This window comes from Nocardiopsis changdeensis (genome assembly GCF_018316655.1).
In the GTDB taxonomy this organism is placed as follows: Bacteria; Actinomycetota; Actinomycetes; order Streptosporangiales; family Streptosporangiaceae; genus Nocardiopsis; species Nocardiopsis changdeensis.
Window position 1 is genome coordinate 3,406,532 of record NZ_CP074133.1, and the last position, 18,283, is coordinate 3,424,814.

General features: G+C 73.3%; 18 protein-coding genes. 11 read left to right on the forward strand and 7 right to left on the reverse strand.

The features are described from left to right. Nucleotides 1-15 precede the first annotated feature (15 nt). The 3 genes from KGD84_RS15380 (at nt 16) to KGD84_RS15390 (ending at nt 2,885) form a co-directional block, all read left to right on the forward strand. Nucleotides 16-1,308, forward strand: coding sequence for a sensor histidine kinase (locus KGD84_RS15380; protein ID WP_220561040.1), 1,293 nt, complete (start codon nt 16-18; stop codon nt 1,306-1,308). After that, nucleotides 1,305-1,952, forward strand: coding sequence for a response regulator (locus tag KGD84_RS15385; RefSeq protein ID WP_220561041.1), 648 nt, complete (start codon nt 1,305-1,307; stop codon nt 1,950-1,952). Before KGD84_RS15380 ends, KGD84_RS15385 begins: the two co-directional genes overlap by 4 nt. A gap of 183 nt (nt 1,953-2,135) precedes the next feature. Continuing rightward, nucleotides 2,136-2,885, forward strand: a complete 750-nt coding sequence (locus KGD84_RS15390) for a class I SAM-dependent methyltransferase (RefSeq protein ID WP_220561042.1) — start codon at nt 2,136-2,138, stop codon at nt 2,883-2,885. Nucleotides 2,886-2,945: 60 nt separating this feature from the next. On the opposite strand, the gene KGD84_RS15395 is transcribed toward KGD84_RS15390, so the two are convergent. Genes KGD84_RS15395 through KGD84_RS15405 form a run of 3 tightly spaced genes read right to left on the reverse strand, consistent with a single transcriptional unit; the run spans nt 2,946 to nt 5,555 of the window. Further along, a complete protein-coding gene (locus tag KGD84_RS15395; protein ID WP_220565768.1) occupies nt 2,946-3,710 on the reverse strand; it encodes an alpha/beta fold hydrolase in 765 nt (254 codons plus the stop codon). Between the two features lie 24 nt (nt 3,711-3,734). Next, nucleotides 3,735-4,535 carry an exodeoxyribonuclease III gene (locus tag KGD84_RS15400; RefSeq protein WP_220565769.1) on the reverse strand — a complete coding sequence of 267 codons (801 nt, stop codon included), beginning with the start codon at nt 4,533-4,535 and terminating at the stop codon, nt 3,735-3,737. 21 nt (nt 4,536-4,556) lie between these two features. Next, on the reverse strand, nt 4,557-5,555 hold the full coding sequence (locus KGD84_RS15405; RefSeq protein ID WP_220561043.1) for a tyrosine-type recombinase/integrase: 999 nt from the start codon (nt 5,553-5,555) through the stop codon (nt 4,557-4,559). 156 nt (nt 5,556-5,711) lie between these two features. Here KGD84_RS15405 and KGD84_RS15410 point away from each other — a divergent pair, with 156 nt between their 5' ends. Genes KGD84_RS15410 through KGD84_RS15420 form a run of 3 tightly spaced genes read left to right on the forward strand, consistent with a single transcriptional unit; the run spans nt 5,712 to nt 8,114 of the window. Then, nucleotides 5,712-6,278 carry a TetR/AcrR family transcriptional regulator gene (locus tag KGD84_RS15410; RefSeq protein WP_220561044.1) on the forward strand — a complete coding sequence of 189 codons (567 nt, stop codon included), beginning with the start codon at nt 5,712-5,714 and terminating at the stop codon, nt 6,276-6,278. 37 nt (nt 6,279-6,315) lie between these two features. Continuing rightward, nucleotides 6,316-7,269 carry an ATP-binding cassette domain-containing protein gene (locus KGD84_RS15415; RefSeq protein ID WP_220561045.1) on the forward strand — a complete coding sequence of 318 codons (954 nt, stop codon included), beginning with the start codon at nt 6,316-6,318 and terminating at the stop codon, nt 7,267-7,269. Beyond that, entirely contained in the window at nt 7,266-8,114 is an 849-nt protein-coding gene (locus tag KGD84_RS15420) for an ABC transporter permease (RefSeq protein WP_220561046.1), read from the forward strand. The genes KGD84_RS15415 and KGD84_RS15420 overlap by 4 nt, the downstream gene beginning before the upstream one ends. 78 nt (nt 8,115-8,192) lie before the next feature. Here KGD84_RS15420 and KGD84_RS15425 read toward each other — a convergent pair whose 3' ends face one another. The 3 genes from KGD84_RS15425 to KGD84_RS15435 form a co-directional block, all read right to left on the reverse strand. Further along, entirely contained in the window at nt 8,193-8,498 is a 306-nt protein-coding gene (locus KGD84_RS15425; protein ID WP_220561047.1) for a hypothetical protein, read from the reverse strand. Between the two features lie 220 nt (nt 8,499-8,718). Then, nucleotides 8,719-9,801, reverse strand: coding sequence for an acetate/propionate family kinase (locus KGD84_RS15430; RefSeq protein ID WP_220565770.1), 1,083 nt, complete (start codon nt 9,799-9,801; stop codon nt 8,719-8,721). Next, nucleotides 9,801-12,149, reverse strand: coding sequence for a phosphoketolase family protein (locus tag KGD84_RS15435; protein ID WP_220561048.1), 2,349 nt, complete (start codon nt 12,147-12,149; stop codon nt 9,801-9,803). Before KGD84_RS15435 ends, KGD84_RS15430 begins: the two co-directional genes overlap by 1 nt. Nucleotides 12,150-13,056: 907 nt before the next feature. Here KGD84_RS15435 and KGD84_RS15440 point away from each other — a divergent pair. Both KGD84_RS15440 and KGD84_RS15445 read left to right on the forward strand, forming a co-directional pair. Next, complete coding sequence (locus KGD84_RS15440; protein WP_220561049.1) at nt 13,057-14,208, forward strand: winged helix DNA-binding domain-containing protein; 1,152 nt, start codon at nt 13,057-13,059, stop codon at nt 14,206-14,208. Nucleotides 14,209-14,542: 334 nt separating this feature from the next. Continuing rightward, nucleotides 14,543-15,190, forward strand: a complete 648-nt coding sequence (locus tag KGD84_RS15445) for a flavin reductase family protein (RefSeq protein ID WP_220561051.1) — start codon at nt 14,543-14,545, stop codon at nt 15,188-15,190. A 165-nt stretch (nt 15,191-15,355) separates the two neighbouring features. Here the strand turns inward: KGD84_RS15445 and KGD84_RS15450 are convergent, their stop codons facing one another. Continuing rightward, nucleotides 15,356-15,895 (reverse strand): dihydrofolate reductase family protein, encoded by a 540-nt coding sequence (locus tag KGD84_RS15450; RefSeq protein ID WP_220561053.1) that lies wholly within the window; start codon nt 15,893-15,895, stop codon nt 15,356-15,358. A gap of 310 nt (nt 15,896-16,205) precedes the next feature. Here KGD84_RS15450 and KGD84_RS15455 point away from each other — a divergent pair, with 310 nt between their 5' ends. From KGD84_RS15455 to KGD84_RS15465, 3 genes are all read left to right on the forward strand, one after another. After that, nucleotides 16,206-16,532 carry a thioredoxin family protein gene (locus KGD84_RS15455; RefSeq protein ID WP_220561056.1) on the forward strand — a complete coding sequence of 109 codons (327 nt, stop codon included), beginning with the start codon at nt 16,206-16,208 and terminating at the stop codon, nt 16,530-16,532. 168 nt (nt 16,533-16,700) lie between these two features. Continuing rightward, a complete protein-coding gene (locus tag KGD84_RS15460; RefSeq protein ID WP_220561058.1) occupies nt 16,701-16,967 on the forward strand; it encodes a hypothetical protein in 267 nt (88 codons plus the stop codon). Between the two features lie 230 nt (nt 16,968-17,197). Next, complete coding sequence (locus KGD84_RS15465) at nt 17,198-18,274, forward strand: hypothetical protein (RefSeq protein WP_255646573.1); 1,077 nt, start codon at nt 17,198-17,200, stop codon at nt 18,272-18,274. The last annotated feature ends 9 nt before the right edge of the window (nt 18,275-18,283 follow it).

An 18,283-nucleotide genomic window follows, 5' to 3' on the forward strand; every position in this document is an offset into this window, starting at 1 on the left:
TGCGACGATCACCCTGTGCGCCACCTCCACCGACCGCTCACCACGGCCGCCCGGCCCTTCACCAGCGCCCACACCTACCGCCGCTGGGCCTACCTCATCATCGGCGGCGCGCTCCTGACCCCCTACGCCATGGCCGGCCTCGTCCTGGCCACCCTCATCACCCAGGGCGGCACCGCCCAGGAGAGCCCCGGCCCCGGCGGCTGGGTCCTGGGCCTGCTCATCACCCTGGCCGCGCTGGCCGCCACCGCCCGCGTCCCCGCCGTCGCCGGCGCACAGCACCAGCTCGCCCGCGCCCTGCTGCGCGGCCCCCTGAACCTGCTGCCCGACACGCCCCCCGCACCCGGTGCGCGCACCTTCGTGTGGCTGTGCCTGTTCACCTTCACCGGCATGGCGGTCTGCCTGGCCACCATGGTCGGCCTCACCGAGTCCGCCCTGCTCGCCGTCGCACCCCTGACCGGCGACCCCCTCGCCCCCGCCGGGCCCCTCACCGTCCTGGGCCCCTCCCCGGAACCGGTCCCCAGCCCGCTGGGCCCCCTCGCGGGCCTGGCCCTGCTCCTGGCCGTCATCGCCGCCGTCGCCCTGACCGGCCACCTCATGGCCCGGCTCGCCCCGCGCCTGCTGGGCCCCTCGCCCGCCAGCCTGCTCGCCGACGCCCAGGCCCGCGCCCGCACCCTGGCCGAACGCAACCGCCTGGCCCGCGAACTCCACGACTCCCTGGGCCACGCCCTGTCCGTCATCACCCTCCAGTCCGCCACCGCCGCCCGCCTCATCGACACCGACCCCGACTTCGCCCGCCAGGCCCTCACCCACATCGCCGACCAGGCCCGCACCGCCACCGCCGACCTCGACCACGCCCTGGGCATCCTGCGCGAGGACACCACCGCCCCCACCGCGCCGCCCCCCGACCTCACCCACCTCACCCACCTGGCCGAGACCGCCTCCCACACCGGCACGCCCCTGCGCCTGGCCCTGGACGGCGACCCCCGCGCCGTCCCCGCCCTGCTCTCCCGCGAGACCTACCGCATCGCCCAACAGGCCCTCACCAACGCCCTCACCCACGCACCCGGCCGCCCCCTCGACCTCACCCTGGACATCGCCCCCCGCCACCTCCACCTCACCGCCACCAACCCCCTTCCGCCCCGCCGCCCCCTGGGACGGCGCCGCACCGGCGGCCGCGGCATCACCGGCATGCAGGAACGCGCCCACCTGCTCGGCGGCACCCTCACCGCGGGCCCCCACCCCGCCGCCGACCCCACCCACTGGACCCTCGACCTCACCCTGAACTGGAAAGACACCGACACCCCATGATCCGGATCGCCCTGGTCGACGACGAAGCCCTCATCCGCGCCGGGCTCGCCGCCCTCATCAACGCCGAACCCGACATGGAGGCCGTCGGCCAGACCGACGACGGCGCCGGCGTCCCCGACCTCGTCGCCCGCACCCGCCCCGACCTGGTCCTCATGGACGTGCGCATGCCCCGCCTGGACGGCATCCAGGCCACCCGCACCCTCACCGCCCGCCCCGACGCCCCCCGCGTCCTGGTCCTGACCACCTTCGACAACGACGCCTACGTCTGGGACGCCCTGCGCGCCGGCGCCACCGGGTTCCTCCTCAAACGCACCCCGCCCGAGGACATCCTGGCCGCCATCCGCATCACCCACCGCGGCGAGAACCTGCTCTTCCCCACGGCCCTGCGCGACCTGGCCGCCGCCAGCCCCTCCCGGCCGACCCCCGCCGCCCGCGCCGTGGCCACCCTCACCCCCCGCGAATCGCAGACCCTCACCCTCATCGCCCAGGGGCTCACCAACACCGAGATCGCCCACCGCCTGCACCTGGGCACCGAGACGGTCAAGACCCACGTCTCCAACATCCTCACCAAGCTCGGCGCCCGCGACCGCACCCAGGCCGTCATCGCCGCCTACGACTCCGGCCTCGTCCAGGCCCGCCGCTGACCGCGGCCGCGCCGCCGCGGGGGAGGGGCGGACCGGGCCACGGCGGGGGAGAAGGGGCGAACCCCGACGAACCCGCCCCACCCCGGGCCCGCGGCGACGACACGCCCACCACAACCCCGGCACCGGGTCACCGGGCTGCTACGTTCGGCAATCACACTCCGTCGCACCACCGGGAGCAGCACCGTGCCGACCATCGACCTGGACCACATCAGCACCCTCTACCGCACCCACCGCGACGGCCTCGCCCACGCCCGCGACCACATCCGCGCCCTGCCCGCCACCCCGGCCCCCGCCCCCGCACCCCACGACATCGAAGCCGAGATCACCTACCTCCTCGTCCGCCACCACGCCCCCGACCACGTGGTCCGCATCGGCACCGCCCACAGCACCGCCACCGCCTGGACCCTCGCCGCCCTGCACCACAACGGCACCGGCCGCCTCCACACCTTCGACACCCACGACCCCCACCCCCACCACCTCCCGCCCGGCATGGACCCCGACCGCTGGACCCACACCAAGGGCGACGTCCGCGCCAAACTCACCCACCTGCCCGAACACACCGGACTGCTCGCCCTCGACAGCACCCACGGCGGCTGGTTCGCCCGCTGGTACCTCCACCACCTCCTGCCCACCCTGGACCCCCACACCCCCATCGCCGTCCACGGCGTCTTCCAGCACCCCCACACCCCGCCCTTCACCGAGGGCGCCCTCGTCCTGTCCTGGCTCGCCAACAACACCACCGGCTACTTCACCGCCTCCGCCGCCCGCGCGCCCCACACCCACCGCGCCCTCACCGACCTCAAGGCCTCCCTCGGCCTGGACGCCCCCCTGCACCCGACCCGCACCGACCCCGCGATCTTCTTCCACCTGCCCACCCGCCCCCACCCCGCCTCACCGGCCACCACCCGGCCCCGCGCCCACGCCACCCGCTGACCCGGCGCACGAAAAAAGGGGGGCGGCCCCAGGCCACCCCCCCCGCACACAAAACCCGGATCAGTCGGACTTCAGATCCGACTCCAGCGAACGCCCCTCCCGGGCCGCCGCGTTCTCACGCACCCACACCACGTCGGCCGCGTCCGACACGATCCGCGTGAAATCCACCGGCTGGTCCAGACTCACCATGTGACCCGCTCGCGGCACGTTCAACAGACGCCCCTCCGCGCACGCCTCGAAGAACTGCCGCTCATGCAGCCGGAAATGATCCCGCGCCCCGTTCACCAGCCACACCGGCCCCGGGTAGCGCTCCAGCGCCGCCAACGCGTCCATCTCCGCCACCGCGTCGATCACCGCCGTGGCCGCCTCCACCGCCAACCCGCCGTCCAGCACCGCCTCGGCCGCCGTGTCGCGCAACGTCAACCGGTGGAAACGCTCGTTCAACGTCGCACCCTTGTCCGGCAGCCGGTCCATCAGCACCGCCGGGATCCGGTACACCTGCGCCAACGCCTGCGCGGGCTTGGCCGTGCAACTGGCCGCCACCAGGCCCGCCACCTTCCCCGGCGCCGCAGCGGCCGTCGCGATCGACACGAACCCGCCCAGGCTCAGCCCCACCACCAGGGCCCGGCCGCCCACGCCGTCGATCGCCTCCACCACCGCGTCCACCGCACGGCCCAGCGAGAAGTCCTCACCCCGCCGCGACCCGTGGCCCGGCAGGTCGGGCGCGACCACCCGCCGGCCCTGCTCCGTCAACAGGTCCACCTGCGGCCGCCACATGCTCCCCGACACCCGCAGACCGTGCACCAGCACGATCGGCACACCCACCGGAACGCCCACGCACCCCACCCCTCACACCTGGTAGCGCACCGTCACCGGCGCATGATCGGACCAACGCCCCGCACGGTCGGGATACCGCTCCACCCGACCCTCCACCACACGGCCGGCCAACTCCGGCGTGCAGACCTGGTAGTCGATGCGCCATCCCGTGTCGTTGTCGAAGGCACGCCCACGATACGACCACCACGAGTACGGGCCCTCCTGGTCCGGGAACAGCGCCCGCACCACGTCCACGTACCCGGCCTCACCGAACACCCGGTCCATCCACGCCCGCTCCTCGGGCAGGAACCCCGAGTTCTTCGTGTTCGCGCGCCAGTTCTTCAGGTCGGCCTCCCGGTGCGCGATGTTCCAGTCCCCGCACACCACCAGGTCCCGGCCCTGCTTCCGGAGCTCCTCGCGCCGCCCGACCAGGTAGGGCAGGAACGCCTTCATGAAGCGCTCCTTCTCGTCCTGGCGCTCGGTCCCCACCTCGCCCGACGGCAGGTACAGGCTCGCCACCGACACCCGGCCGAAGTCCGCCTCCAGGTACCGGCCCGACGCCTCGAACTCGGCCTCGCCGAACCCCACCCGCACCGCGTCGGGCTCCACCCGCGAGTACACCGCCACGCCGGCGCGCCCCTTGGCCGCGGCCGGGGCCAACGCCACGTGCCACCCCGGGGGAGAGGCCACCTCCGGCGGCAGCTGGGCCGCCTCCGCGCGCACCTCCTGAAGGCACACCACATCGGCCGCCGAGGCCGACAACCAGTCCACGAACCCCGGCGACTTCTTCGCCGCGGCCCGCAGCCCGTTCACGTTCACCGTCGAGATCACCATCGTCTGCTGCACGCACCCAGCCTAACCAGCGCCGCCCACGACCTCGCCGCGATCGCCCCCCGCCAACCGCCGCACCACCCCGTACGTCCGGTTCGACGACGCCGCGTCCCGCGTCGCCCGCGCCGTCACCTCGATGTACGCCTGCGAGGACGCCACCGAGGCGTGCCCCAGCAGGTGCATGATCTCGGTGACCGACGCGCCGTCCTCCGCCAGACGCGTGGCGAACGTGTGCCGCAGCGCGTGCACCAGCGTCCCCCGCGCCACCCGGTCGTTCACCCCCGCGTGCCGGTAGCACTGCCGCACCAGGTACTGCAGCCCGCCCCGCCGCAGCCCCTCGCCCCGGTTGTCCACCAGCAGCGGGTCCGCCCCCGCCACCGCCCCGAACCGCTCCCGCCGCGACGCCAGGTACGCCTCCAGCAGCACCTCCAGCGGCCGCTCGATCGGCAGCACCCGCTCGCCACCCCCCTTGCCGACCACGCGCACCCGCATCTCGCCCGACCGCCCCGACACCGAGTCCACCCGCAACGCCAGCATCTCCGCCGACCGCATCCCCGTCAGCAGCGCCAGCGCCAGCACCGCCAGGTCCCGCTCCGGCCACGGGTCGCGCGCCTTGCGCGCCCCCCGCGCCAGCGCCTCCAGCAGCCGCTCCGGCGTGTCCTCGCCCCGCAGCGGCTTGGGGCCCGAGGGCCGCACCCGCGGCCGCGGCACCGCCGGCATCGGGTTGCCCGACAGCACCCGCTCCGACACCCAGAACCCGAAGAACCCGTTCCACGTCGACCACGCCCGCAGCACGCTCGACGCCGCCCTGGACGCCGCGAACTCCGCGAAGGCCCCCCGCAGCGTCGCCACGTCCAGGTCCGCCCACCGCAGCTCCTCCGGCCGCGCCCCCCGGATCCCGGCCGCGCACCCCAGCACCCCCAGCAGGTCCCGCCGGTAGGCCGCCACCGTGTGCTCCGACGGCTTGGCCGCCCGACGCGCCACCAGATACTCCTCCACCGCATCCACCAGACGCTCGCTCATGCCCACAGCATTCCCGATCCCGGCGCCCACCGCCCACACGGCGGACGGGGGAGTGCCGCACCGCTGGTGACGCACGTCACGGCGAACCCCGCACGCGCTCTACCGACCGGTAGGTAGAGTGAGGTCGCAGGCCACCCCGACACCCGGAGCACCACCATGACCACCGACACCCGCACCCGCGCCATGACCGTCTACGCCGCCCACTTCGCCGCCCACGGCTACCGCGGCGCCTCCCTCGAAGCCGTCGCCCGCGAGGTCGGCGTCCGCAAACCCACGCTCTACCACCACTTCCCCGGCGGCAAGGAGACCCTCCACCAGCTCGTCGCCCTCGACTTCATCGAACGCCGCGGCCGCGACCTGCGCCGCGCCCTGGACACCGAAGGAGACCTCGACACCGTCCTGCGCGCCGTCATCACCGAGGCCGTCTCCGACCCCACCGGCGCCGACACCTCCTTCGACCAGCACCTCTTCGACTCCCTCGACCTCCTAGAGGACGACGTCCGCACCACCATCCGCACCGCCTACACCGCCGCCCTGCTCACCCCCCTCACCGAACACCTGCGCACCGCCATCACCGCCGGAGAACTCGCCGACCGCGACCCCGCCCTGCTGTGCAACGCCTTCCTCCACCTCGCCCGCGCCGTCGACATGACCGGCCCCGACCCCGAACAGGGCGCCCGCGCACTGGTCTCCCTCTTCCTCGACGGCGCCCGCACCCCCTGACCCCCACCCACCCGAACCAGGAGACGAGACAGCCGACGTGAACACCACCTGGGCCATCCAGACCGACGACCTCACCCGCACCTTCGGCGACACCGACGCCGTACGCGGTATCGACCTGCGCGTACCCCCCGCGACCGTCTTCGGCCTCCTGGGCCCCAACGGAGCCGGCAAGACCACCACCGTGCGCATGCTCACCACCCGCCTGCCCCCCACCGGCGGCACCGCCCGCGTCATGGGACTGGACGTACGCACCCACGCCCCACAGATCCGCACCCTCATCGGCGTCACCGCCCAAGAGGCCGGCCTGGACGAAGAACTCCCCGGCACCTCCGCCCTCACCCTGCTCGCCCGTCTCAACGGCCACCGCCGCGCGGCCGCCCGCGACCGCGTCGAACGCCTCCTGGAGGTGTTCGACCTCACCGACGCCGCCCACCGCCCCGTGCACACCTACTCCGGCGGCATGCGCCGACGCCTCGACATCGCCGCGAGCCTGCTGGGCTCACCCCGGCTCCTCTTCCTCGACGAACCCACCACCGGCCTGGACCCCCGCAGCCGCGAACAGGTCTGGGACCTCGTCCGCACCATGGCCCACCAGGGCACCACCGTCCTGCTCACCACCCAGTACCTCACCGAGGCCGACCGCCTCGCCGACCGGATCGCCGTCATCGACCGGGGACGCCTGCTCACCCAGGGCACCCCCCGCGACCTGCGCACCGCCCACGGACACCCCCGGCTACGCCTCCACCTGACCCGACCCGAACAGCACGAACAGGCCCGCCGGACCCTGGCCCCCCACACCGCCCACCTCGACACCGACACCGACGGCGCCCTCACCGCCACCGCCACCGGCCCCCACGGCACCGCCCGCACCGGCGCCGACCTCCTGACCGCACTCGACCGCGCACACGTCCAGGTCGACCGCCTCACCCTCGAACCGCCCACCCTGGACGAGGTCTTCCTCTCCCTCACCGAACGGAACCCCGCAGCATGAACCCGCCCACCGCCACCCACCCGCCCCACCGCCCACAGGACACCGACCGCACCGCCGCACTCGCCGAACTCATGGCCCACCCCGCCCCACCCCGGCCCGGACCCGCCCGCGCCACCGCCCTGCTCGGCCTGCGCGCCCTGTCCCAGCTGCGGCGCGAACCCGTCCAGCTCATCGACGTCACGGTCTTCCCCGTCCTGATGACCGCGATGTTCGCCTACCTCCTCGGCGGCGCCGTCTCCGGCACCACCGACGCCTACCTCGACTTCCTCATCCCCGGCATGACCGTCATGAGCGTGGTCCTGTGCACCGCCGGCAGCGGCGTGCGCCTCAACACCGACATCGCCCGCGGCGTCTTCGACCGCCTGCGCACCCTCGTCACCTGGACCCCCGCACCCCTGGTGGGCTCCCTCCTGGGCGACACCGCCCGCTACCTCACCGCCGCCGCCTGCGTCACGGCCGCGGGCGCGCTCATGGGATACCGCCCCGAAGGCGGAGCGGCCGGCACCGCCGCCGCACTGGCCCTCCTGACCGCCTTCGCCTTCGCCCTCTCCTGGGCCTGGCTGCTCGTGGGACTCCTGGCACGCACACCCGCCTCGGTCACCGCCGCCAGTACCCTCCTCTTCCCCCTCGTGTTCCTGGGTGACGTGTTCGTCCCCGCCCAGACCCTCCCCGCCTGGCTGCGCACCGTCGTCGAACTCAACCCCGTCACCCACCTCACCCGCGCCGTCCGCGACCTCACCGCGGGGGAGGGCGCCACCGCACCCGTCCTGTGGACCCTGGCCTTCTCCGCCGCACTCCTCGCCGTCCTCTCCCCCTGGGTGACGGCCCTGTACCGGCGCCGCTGAACCACCCGCACACGACGAAGGGGCCCCGCGGCACCCGCCGCGAAAGCCCCCACCGGACCCGCCCCTACGGGCGGACCCTCACTCCGTCTCCAGACCGGCCAGGTAACGGCGCACCAGACGCCGGCCCGCATAGCGCTCCCTGCGGTTGGCCGCCCTCACCATCGCCTGCCACTCCGCCCTGCACGCCCGGTCGTTGCACCCCGAACAGCAGGTGCGACCCCCCAGCAGCACACCGGGGTCCTCCCACCGGCACCGCGTCCCCTCGTCCCGGGGACCGGGACGCTCGGGCAGATCACACGGGCCGAAGCGGTGATCGTGCACCGCCCCGGGACCATGCTCGACATGGCGCACCCACAGGGGCTTGGTGGCGTCCGTACGGGACATCTCGTTCCTTCCGGAACCCGCCGCCCGCACCCCGGACCCTCCGGACGGGCGGCCGGATTCTGAACCTCACGACCACCACCTCCCGCCGTACACGCATGGACCCCGGACGATACCCCCCGCCCCCGCCACCGGCAAGGAAGAACCCCGGGGGAGCGCCCCCCCGCACACCACGACGGGCGCGGACCCCACGGCCCGCGCCCGTCCCACCGGGGGAGGGGGCTCACACCCCCGCCACCTCCCGCGCCCCCCGCGCGATCTGCACGTCCTCACGCGTGGGGACCACCAGCGTCCGCACCGACGCCCCCGCACCCGAGATGTCCGCCTCCCCGGACACCCCCTCGTTCGCCGCCCGGTCCACCACCACCCCCAGGAAACCCAGCCCCTGCGCCACCGCCCACCGCACCGGCGCCGACCGCTCGCCCACACCCGCCGTGAACACCAGCACGTCCAGACCGCCCAACGACGCCGCCATCGCCGCCACCGACGCCCGCAACCGGTGCACGTACACCCCGAACGCCAGCACCGACCGCTCCTCGCCCCGCCCGACCCCCGCCAGCACCTCCCGCATGTCCGCCGTCCCCGCCAACCCCACCAGACCCCCGCCCCGCTCCAGCCCCTCCGCCACCTCGTCCGCGCCCAACCCGCCCTCACGCTGCAACCACAGCACCATCCCCGGGTCCACGTCCCCCGAACGCGTCGCCATCACCAGCCCCTCCAGCGGCGTGAACCCCATCGTCGTGTCCACACACCGCCCCTCCGCCACCGCCGCCAACGACGCACCCGCCCCCAGGTGCGCCGTCACGATCCGGCGCCCGCCCGTCCGCCGCGCCGCCACCCCCGACACGTACGCGTGCGACAACCCGTGGAACCCGTACCTGCGCACCCCGAACCGCTCCCGCCACTGCGACGGCACCGCGTACGTGAACGCCTCCGGCCCCAACGACGCGTGGAACGCCGTATCGAAACACGCCACCTGCGGCACCCCCGGCACCGCCTCCGTGATCGCCTCCACCCCCGCCAGCGCCTTGGGCTGGTGCAGCGGCGCCAACGGCGTCAGCGCCGTCAACCGCTCCACCACCCCCGCGTCCAACCGCACCGGCTCCGTGAACTCCCGCCCCCCGTGCACCACCCGGTGCCCCACCGCCTCGGGGGAGGGCAGCCCCTCCAGGAAATCCCGCACCGCCGACGGATCCCACCCGCCGTCCACCAGCTCGACCGTCCGCGACCCCAGCACCGCGTCGTCGGAGTCCAGCAGGCTCAGCTTCAGCGTCGAGGACCCCGCGTTCACCACCAGCACCCGCATCAGTACGGCCACACCCAATCCCTGATGTCCGCCGGGTCCTCACCGTGCTCCCGTGTGTAGAGCCGGTGCCGCAACCGCTCGTCCACCATCCGCTGCCGGATGTGCGCCGCCCGCTCGCCCAGCCCCGGCACCCGGTCGATCACATCGATCACCAGGTGGAACCGGTCCAGGTCGTTGAGCATCACCATGTCGAACGGCGTCGTGGTCGTCCCCTCCTCCTTGTAGCCCCGCACGTGCAGGTGCCGGTGGTTCCGGCGCCGGTACGCCAACCGGTGCACCAGCCACGGGTATCCGTGGAACGCGAAGATCACCGGCCGGTCCGACGTGAACAGCGCCTCGTACTCCGCGTCCGGCATCCCGTGCGGGTGCTCGCTCGCCGGCTGCAACCGCATCAGGTCCACCACGTTCACCACCCGCACCCGCAGCTCCGGGAACAGCCGCCGCAGCAGGTCCGCCGCCGCCAGCGTCTCCAGCGTCGGCACATCACCCGCGCACGCCAGCACCACGTCCGGGTCCCCGCCCCCGTCCGTGCTCGCCCACTCCCAGATCCCGATCCCGCGCGTGCAGTGCAGCACCGCCTCCTCCACCGACAGGTAGTCCAGCGCGGGCTGCTTGCCCGCCACCACCACGTTGATGTAGTCCCTGGACCGCAGGCAGTGGTCCGCCACCGACAGCAGCGTGTTCGCGTCCGGCGGCAGGTACACCCGCACCACCGACGACGGCTTGTTCAGCACCACGTCCAGGAACCCCGGATCCTGGTGCGTGAACCCGTTGTGGTCCTGCCTCCACACGTGCGAGGTCAGCAGGTAGTTCAACGACGCGATCGGCCGCCGCCACGCCAGCCCCTGCGTCACCTTCAACCACTTCGCGTGCTGGTTGAACATCGCGTCCACGATGTGCACGAACGCCTCGTAGCAGCTGAACAGCCCGTGCCGCCCCGTCAGCAGGTAGCCCTCCAGCCACCCCTGGCACAGGTGCTCGCTCAGCACCTCCATCACCCGGCCCCGCCGGGCCAGGTGCTCGTCCACCGGGAGGATCTGCGCCCCCCACACCTTGTCCGTCGCCTCGTACACCGCCGACAGCCGGTTCGACGCCGTCTCGTCCGGCCCCACCAGCCGGAAGTTGTCCGGGTTGTCGCGGATGACGTCGCGCAGGAAGTGCCCCAGCACCCGCGTCGCCTCACTGGTGTGGGTGCCGTGCCCCTCGAACACCGACCCGTAGCGCCGGAAGTCCGGCAGCCGCAGGTCCTTCAGCAGCAGGCCCCCGTTGGCGTGCGGATTGGCGCTCATCCGCCGCCCGCCCTGCGGCGGCAGCCCGCGCAGCTCCTCCACCGGGGCGCCCGCCTCGTCGAACAGCTCCTCCGGCCGGTAGGACAGCATCCACTCCCGGAGCATCCGCCGGTGCTCCTCGTTGGAGCGCACCTGCGCCAGCGGCACCTGGTGCGACCGCCAGGTGTTCTCCACCGGGACCCCGTCCACCTCCCGCGGGCCCGTCCACCCCTTGGGGGAGCGCAGGACGATCACCGGCCACGTCGCCCGCCGCTCCAGCCCCGAGGTCCGCGCCACCCGCTGGATGTCGGCGATCCGGTCCATCGCCTCGTCCAGGGCCTCGGCCATCCGCCCGTGCATGTACACCGGGTCGTCGCCGCTGACCATGATCGGGTGGTAGCCGTGGCCCCGGAACCGCTGCAGCAGCTCGTCCTCGGGGATGCGCGCCGACACCGTCGGGTTGGCGATCTTGTAGCCGTTCAGGTGCAGGATCGGTAGGACGGCGCCGTCCTGCACCGGGTCCAGGAACTTGTTGGAGTCCCAGCTGCCCGCCAGCGGCCCGGTCTCGGCCTCGCCGTCGCCGACGATGCAGGCGACCACCAGGTCCGGGTTGTCGAACACGGCCCCGAAGGCGTGCGCGAGCGCGTAGCCCAGCTCGCCGCCCTCGTGGATGGAGCCCGGGGTCTCCGGGGCGACGTGGCTGGGGATGCCGCCGGGGAAGGAGAACTGGCGGAACAGGCGCTTCATGCCGGGCCCGTCGCGGCTGACGTCCCGGTAGACCTCGCTGTAGGTGCCCTCCAGCCAGGCGTTGGCCACGGCGGCCGGGCCGCCGTGGCCGGGGCCCATGATGTACATCATGTCGAGGTTGCGGGCCTTGATGACCCGGTTCAGGTGGGCGTAGCAGAAGTTGAGCCCCGGGGTGGTGCCCCAGTGGCCCAGGAGGCGGGGCTTGATGTGCTCGGGGCGCAGTTCCTCCCGCAGGAGGGGGTTGTCGAGCAGGTAGATCTGGCCGACGGAGAGGTAGTTGGCGGCGCGCCAGTAGGCGTCGATGCGTTGGAGTTCGTCCTGGCCGAGTCCCATGCTCTTCTCCCTGGATGGTGTGGTCGGGGGAGTGCGGGGATCGGCGGGCTCCCGGTGAGGGGGAGGGGCTCGTCGATCAGGGCCACGGTAACCGCGGGGGATCGCCGAACTCCAGACGCCGAGCCGGTCCGGTGACCTTCGGGGAGGCACGGGGTTCGGGTGCCCTGAAACGGTCATTGGGTGGGATGGAGTGGATTATGGGCATGAACTTCACAAGGACACGCAAATGATGCATAAAGCATGTTATGCATCAAAACTTGGCGGATGGGAGTGGGGCGGAGCGGGGGACGCCCACTGTTCGGCACTTGGCTGTTTCCGGCCGTTTCCGGTGGTCAGGGCCGGAGAGGGTGTCGAGCGGGGAGTCGGGGGCCGGGATGTCCGGAGTCCACCGGAGGTGGCCCTGGGTCGATACCGACGGGATGCGGCGGGCGGCGCCGCCCAGGAGCGATCCCACCAGCGGCGCGAGGGCCCAGGTGACGAGCGTGCGCGGGCGGCCGAAGACGCCGCGGGCGATGGCCGGCGGGCCGATGTCGCGGATGGACGCTCGGACCACGGGTCATGACTCTCCGGATTCGCCGATCACCATCCGTGGCCATCGTTCCCACGGCGAACGCGCCGCCCGTCGGCGCGCCCCGGATTCCGTCGGCGCTCGTGCGTGCTGGCGTTCGTCGAGCCCCAGGCGTCCGAGGCGCCCGAACAACGACCGAAGCGCTGGAACGCCTGTGGTGCGGGCGTTTCAGCCCCTCTCGGCCTTCCCGTACACACCGCCGATAATGCACATTATGTCAAGTAAACGGTGGGAGCGCCCTCCCCACAGGGTTTCCCGGCTCTCACCTCGAGGACAGAACCTGACCTCCACTCTTTCTAGGGTGGAGCCACGGACACGGAGCCACCCCCGAGGAGCACGATGGGCACCCCCACCACTTGGCAGGACATGACCGCGCGACGCCTGTGGCGGCACGGGCTTGCCGCCCCCGGCGACAGCGCCGCCGACGTCGTCTCGGCGATGTCCGGGGCCCACGCCCAAGTGATGTCGGCGGCCGAGCTGTCCGTGGGACTGCGTCTCAAGGGCGCGGACCGCACCCACGTGCGGTCCGCGCTGTGGGACACCCACGAGCTCGTCAAGACCTTCGGGCCGCGCGGGACCGTGCACCTGCTGCCCGCCCGGGAACTCCCCCTGTGGTCCGCGGCGCTGGAGGCGGCCGAACGCGCCCGGGGAGGCAAGGGCGCCCACAACGGCCTGCTCGCACCGGAGCAGGTCCGGGAGCTGGAGCTCGCCGTCACCGAGGTCCTCTCGGACCGGGAGCTGACCGTCGACGAGCTCACCGACGCGCTGGCCGAACACGCGGGCCCCTGGGCGGCGGACCGGGTCATGGAGGCCTTCCAGGACAGGTGGCCGCGCTGGCGGGCGGCCACGCAGACCCTGGCCAACCGGGGTGTGCTGTGCTTCGGTCCGACGCGCGGGCGCAGGGTGACCTACACGAGCCCGCGCCGTTGGCTGCCGGACTTCGCGCCCGCGGAGGCCGGGGCGGCGCTGGAGCACGTGGTGCTGTCCTATCTGCGGGCGTACGGTCCGGCGACGCCGCAGCACTTCGCGCAGTGGATGTCGGCTCCCCGGCGGTGGGCGAGCGCGCTGTTCGCGTCGTTGGAGGGGCGGATCGAGCCCGTGGAGGTGGAGGGGACGGTCGCCTACCGGGTGGCCGGGGACGTCGGGGAGGCTCCGGGGCCGGTGCCGGAGGTGCTGCTCCTCCCCTATTTCGACGCCTACACGGTGGGGTCGCACCCCCGTGACGTGGTCTTTCCCGGTGCGGTCGGGCAACGTGCGCTGGCGGCGGGCCAGGCGGGCAACTTTCCGGTGCTGTACCTGGACGGGGTGGCCGCGGGCGTGTGGCACCAGCGGCGTTCGGGGCGCCGGCTGGACGTGACGGTGGAGGCGCTGGTGCCGCTCTCGGCGGCCCGGCGCGAGGCCGTCGCGGAGCGGGTGGAGCGGATCGGCGAGATTCTGGAGGCGATGCCGCGGTTGACGTTCGGTGCCGTCACGGTGGGTCCGCACGCCTGAGCAGGGGGTCCTCTCCCCCGGCCTGCCGTTGAACTTGTGTTCGGTGATGTGCGTCACTCCGAGATGGCGTTTGCGGGTGGGCGTTCGGGTAGTGGGTTGGTGCACTCGCAGCTCCGTCCCGTACGGGTTCCGCAGTCCCGGGGCGTGTCGAGCGCGAGTGCCGGCCGCGCGCCGATCGGGGGTGACGTGCGTGGCCGCGCCGCGGCCCCGGTCCGGGGGGAACCGGGGACGGCGCACCGAGAGGGCCCCTGCGCGGCGCCGCGTCGCGCGGGGGCCTCCCGGAGCGGGGACACTTCGTCGGCCGGCGAAACGAGTCGTGCCTAGGTTTTCGACCATGACTTCCGACGGACATCTGCGTATCGAACCCCGCATCCTCTACTTCGGGACCCCGGTGGCCCTGCTCTCGACGCTCAACGGTGACGGGACGCCCAATCTGGCGCCCGTCTCGTCGGTCTGGGCGCTGGGGATGACGGTGGTGCTGGGGCTGGGGGCCACCGGGCAGACGGCGCGCAACCTGGGGGAAGGTGCCGGGCTGGTGGTGAACCTGCCCTCTGCCGACCTGTGGGAGCGGGTGGAGCGGCTGGCGCCGCTGACGGGGCGGTACCCGGTTCCCGAGGGGAAGCCGCCGGGCTGCCGGTTCGAGGCGGACAAGTTCGGCGCGGCGGGCCTGACGGCCCAGGAGTCGGAGCTGGTCGGTCCCCCGCGTGTGGTGGAGTGCCCGTTGCAGTTGGAGGCGGTGGTGCGCGAGGTGCGGCCGGACGGTTCCGGTGCCCATGTGGTGGTGGAGGCCGAGGTGGTGCGAGTGCATGCCCGGGAGGATGTGGTGGTGCCCGGGACCGACCATGTCGATCCGGAGCGCTGGCGGCCGCTGGTGTACAGCTTCCGGCACTACTTCGGGCTCGGCGCCGAGGTCGGCCACTCCCACCGCTCCGAGACCGCCGGGGGCCGCTCCCCCGTGCCGGTGCGGGGTGTCGCGTCGTAGGGCGGGTGCGTTCCGTTCGGCCGGCCCCGCCGCCCGGGGCGGCCTACCCCGCGCCGGCGGTGGGCAGGTTCCGGTGGCCGGGTGGGGCCACGGCCGAATGTGGCCGGGGAACGCGAAAAGCCCCGGACTCCGGGAGTCCGGGGCTTCAGGGCGGTCGTGGTCCGGCTACTTGGGGCCGAAGACCATCACCGTGATGCCGTTGGCGAACTCCCTGGTCCGGAGCCGCTCCAGGTGCGTGATGTCCAGGCCGTCCAGCAGCCGCTGCCCGCGGCCCGCGATCACGGGGAACATCCACAGGTGGAACTCGTCCACGAGGCCGTGCTCGATCAGGGTGCGGTCCAGCTCTCCGGTGCCGAACTTCAGGAGGTTCTTGCCGGGCTCCTTCTTGATCCGGGCGACCTCCTCGGCGACGTCGCCCTTGATGACCGTGGCGTTCCAGGCGGTCTCGGTCCCGATCAGTGTCCGGGAGGCCACGTACTTGGGCAGGGCGTTGATGCGCTTGCTGTAGTCGTCCCCGTCCCTGTGCGGCCACGTCGCCGCGAACCCCTCGTAGGTCTGGCGCCCCAGCAGGAGCGCGTCCGCTTCGCCCAGCAGTTCGGCGGCGTAGGAGGAGTGCTCCTCGTCCCAGTACGGCGCTCCCCACTTCTCGGGGGAAGAGAGCACGCCGTCGGTGGTGATGAACGTCGATTCGATCAGCTTGCGCATTTCGCTCCACAGTGTCTTCGTATGACTCTTGACTCTCACTCTCTTGTCGAACGGGGCGGGCCCGGATCGACACGGGGCTGAATTTTTTTTTGAGGGATGGGATCTGGCAGAGGCCGACATCGGCTGCGGCCGCCCCACCTGGTGGGGCGGCCGCAGGGGGTTGCCAGGGTTCGGCGACCAGGCGCATCCGGCGCCCGCTGTCGACCGCCACAGGGAGCGGGCGCCCGCCTCGCGCCACCGCCGCACAGGCCGCGGGGCGGAGACGATGGGCATCGTCATCCCAACCCTGCGGTCACGAAGGAGCGCCACCATGGCCGACACCGTCCTGGACGTCACCGACACGGACTTCGAGGCGAAGGTCGTCAAAGCACAGGGGCCTGTTCTGGCTGTCTTCCGGGCCGAGTGGAGCGGCGTGTGCAGGACGCTGGACCCGGTCCTGGGCGAGGTCGCCCACGAGTTCGCGGACCGGGTGACCGTTGCCCGGGCCGACGTCGACCAGAGCTCCCAGACGGCCTCCGAGTACGGCATCACGGCGACCCCCACCCTGCACGTCTTCAAGGACGGGCAGATCTTCGCCACCTGGATCGGGCCCGCCTCCAAGGGCAAGGTGGTCGAGCTGGTCACGCCGCACCTGTGACACCCGCCCCGGGCCGGGCCCCGGAACACGCGACAAGCCCCGCACCTCGGAAGTTCCGGAGCGCAGGGCTTCGTGGTGCGCGGGGCGCGGCGCTCGGTGCCGGGCTTGTCCGGCTCCGGCTCGGGGGGCGGCGGGACCGGGCCCAGCGGGTCGAATCCGCGGCCGCCGATGCGCTCTCCTCCGCCGGGCCGGCCCCAGCGCATCGTCGGCGCGGAGATCGACGCCTTGGACCGTGTGATGCGTCGACGGGAGCTACGGCGGACGTTCATGTTCTGGGCGTGGGGCACGATCGCGATCACCTGCCTGGGCGCTCTGGTGGGGTTGGTGCTCGACGGGGTCGACGGGGTGTTCGCGATAACCCCGTGGGTTTTCCTGGCAGCGCTTTTCATGGCCGGTATCAATCTGAGCTTCGATATCTACATGAGGAACGACTAGCACCCCCGGACACCGGGTGCGCGGGCGGCGATCCGGCCTTGGAGACACGAAAAGCCCCGCATCCCGGGGGTGCGGTGCTGGGCGGTGTGGCGGGGTCATCGCCCCTTGCCGGCGTACTTGGTTCGCCCCTGCCATTGGAGGGTGCCCGGTACTGGCAGGATCGGCCGTGTCGGTCCGGTGCCCGGGGTGTGGCCACTCCCCTGCCGGGCCCGCTCGGGTGGAGGTCGCCGGTGGTGGAATTCGTGTGCGCGGGATGCGGGACGGTGCTGAGCGCGCCGGTGGAGCGGGTGGCGCTGCCCGACCACGCGCACCAGAAGTGGGGCAACGGTGTGCTGATGCCGGTGTTGATGCGTTCGGGGACGTATGCGATGGACCCCCGGCGGTCGGGTCCGCCGTGGCTGCCGTGGGAGGCGGTGGACGAGGCGGAGGCGGCGGCCCACGGTGTTTTCGCCCCGGTGTACTCGGTGCCCCTGGGGGCCGCGGGTGCGGTGGTGCTGGCCCCGGGTGACGTCCGCGGGACGGTGCTGGTGACGGAGTGGTGCGCCGGTTACTGCTGCGGCTTGGACGGGTCTGCGGGGCCGAACCTGGCGTGCGCCGGGTGTGGGCGGGCGGTGGGCGCCCGGATCGACGACTGTTCGCTGTGGCAGTCGGTGCGCCTGGAGGCGGGCGCGGTGCGGGCGGTGGGTTCCGGGGTCGTGCCTTCGGGGTGGGCGCGGGCGCTGGCGGATGCCCGGTGGGAGGAGCCTCCGGGCGGGGCGGCGCCGGAGCCCGGGTCGGGGGCGTGGCCGAGGGCCTCGGCTCTGGAGGGTGTGTGGGAGGCCGCCGTGGGGGCGGCGCTGGCGCATCTTGTGGTGGCGGGAGCGGGGGCGGGTGTGGTGTGCGAGGGGGTGGCGGCGGTGCTGTTCTCGGCCGCGTGCGAGGCGCTGCTCCCGGCCGGGGACCGGGGGTTGCGGACGGCGCCGGCGGGTCCGGGGCTCGGTGTGCCGGACGCGGATGTGCTGGTGGTGCCGGTGCATCCGCAGACGGGCGAGGTGTGGCGGCCCGGTGGGGATGTGCCCGTGGTGCCGCTCGCCGCGGGCGCCTGGGCGCACCTGGTGCTGCCGGGCGGGGCGGCGTCGGCCGTCGAGTGGGGGCGGGCGCCGGAGCCGGCGCTGCTCGATGAGGTGTCGGTGGGGGTGCTGCCCCACCGGCGGTTCCGTCCGGACCGGGGGGTGTTCCTGGATGTGCTGGCCCGGCTCCCGCAGGTGCGGGAGCCGGGGGTGCGCGCGGTGTACGAGCGGGTGCGGGGCTCCTGGGACGCGTTCTAGGCGCTGTCG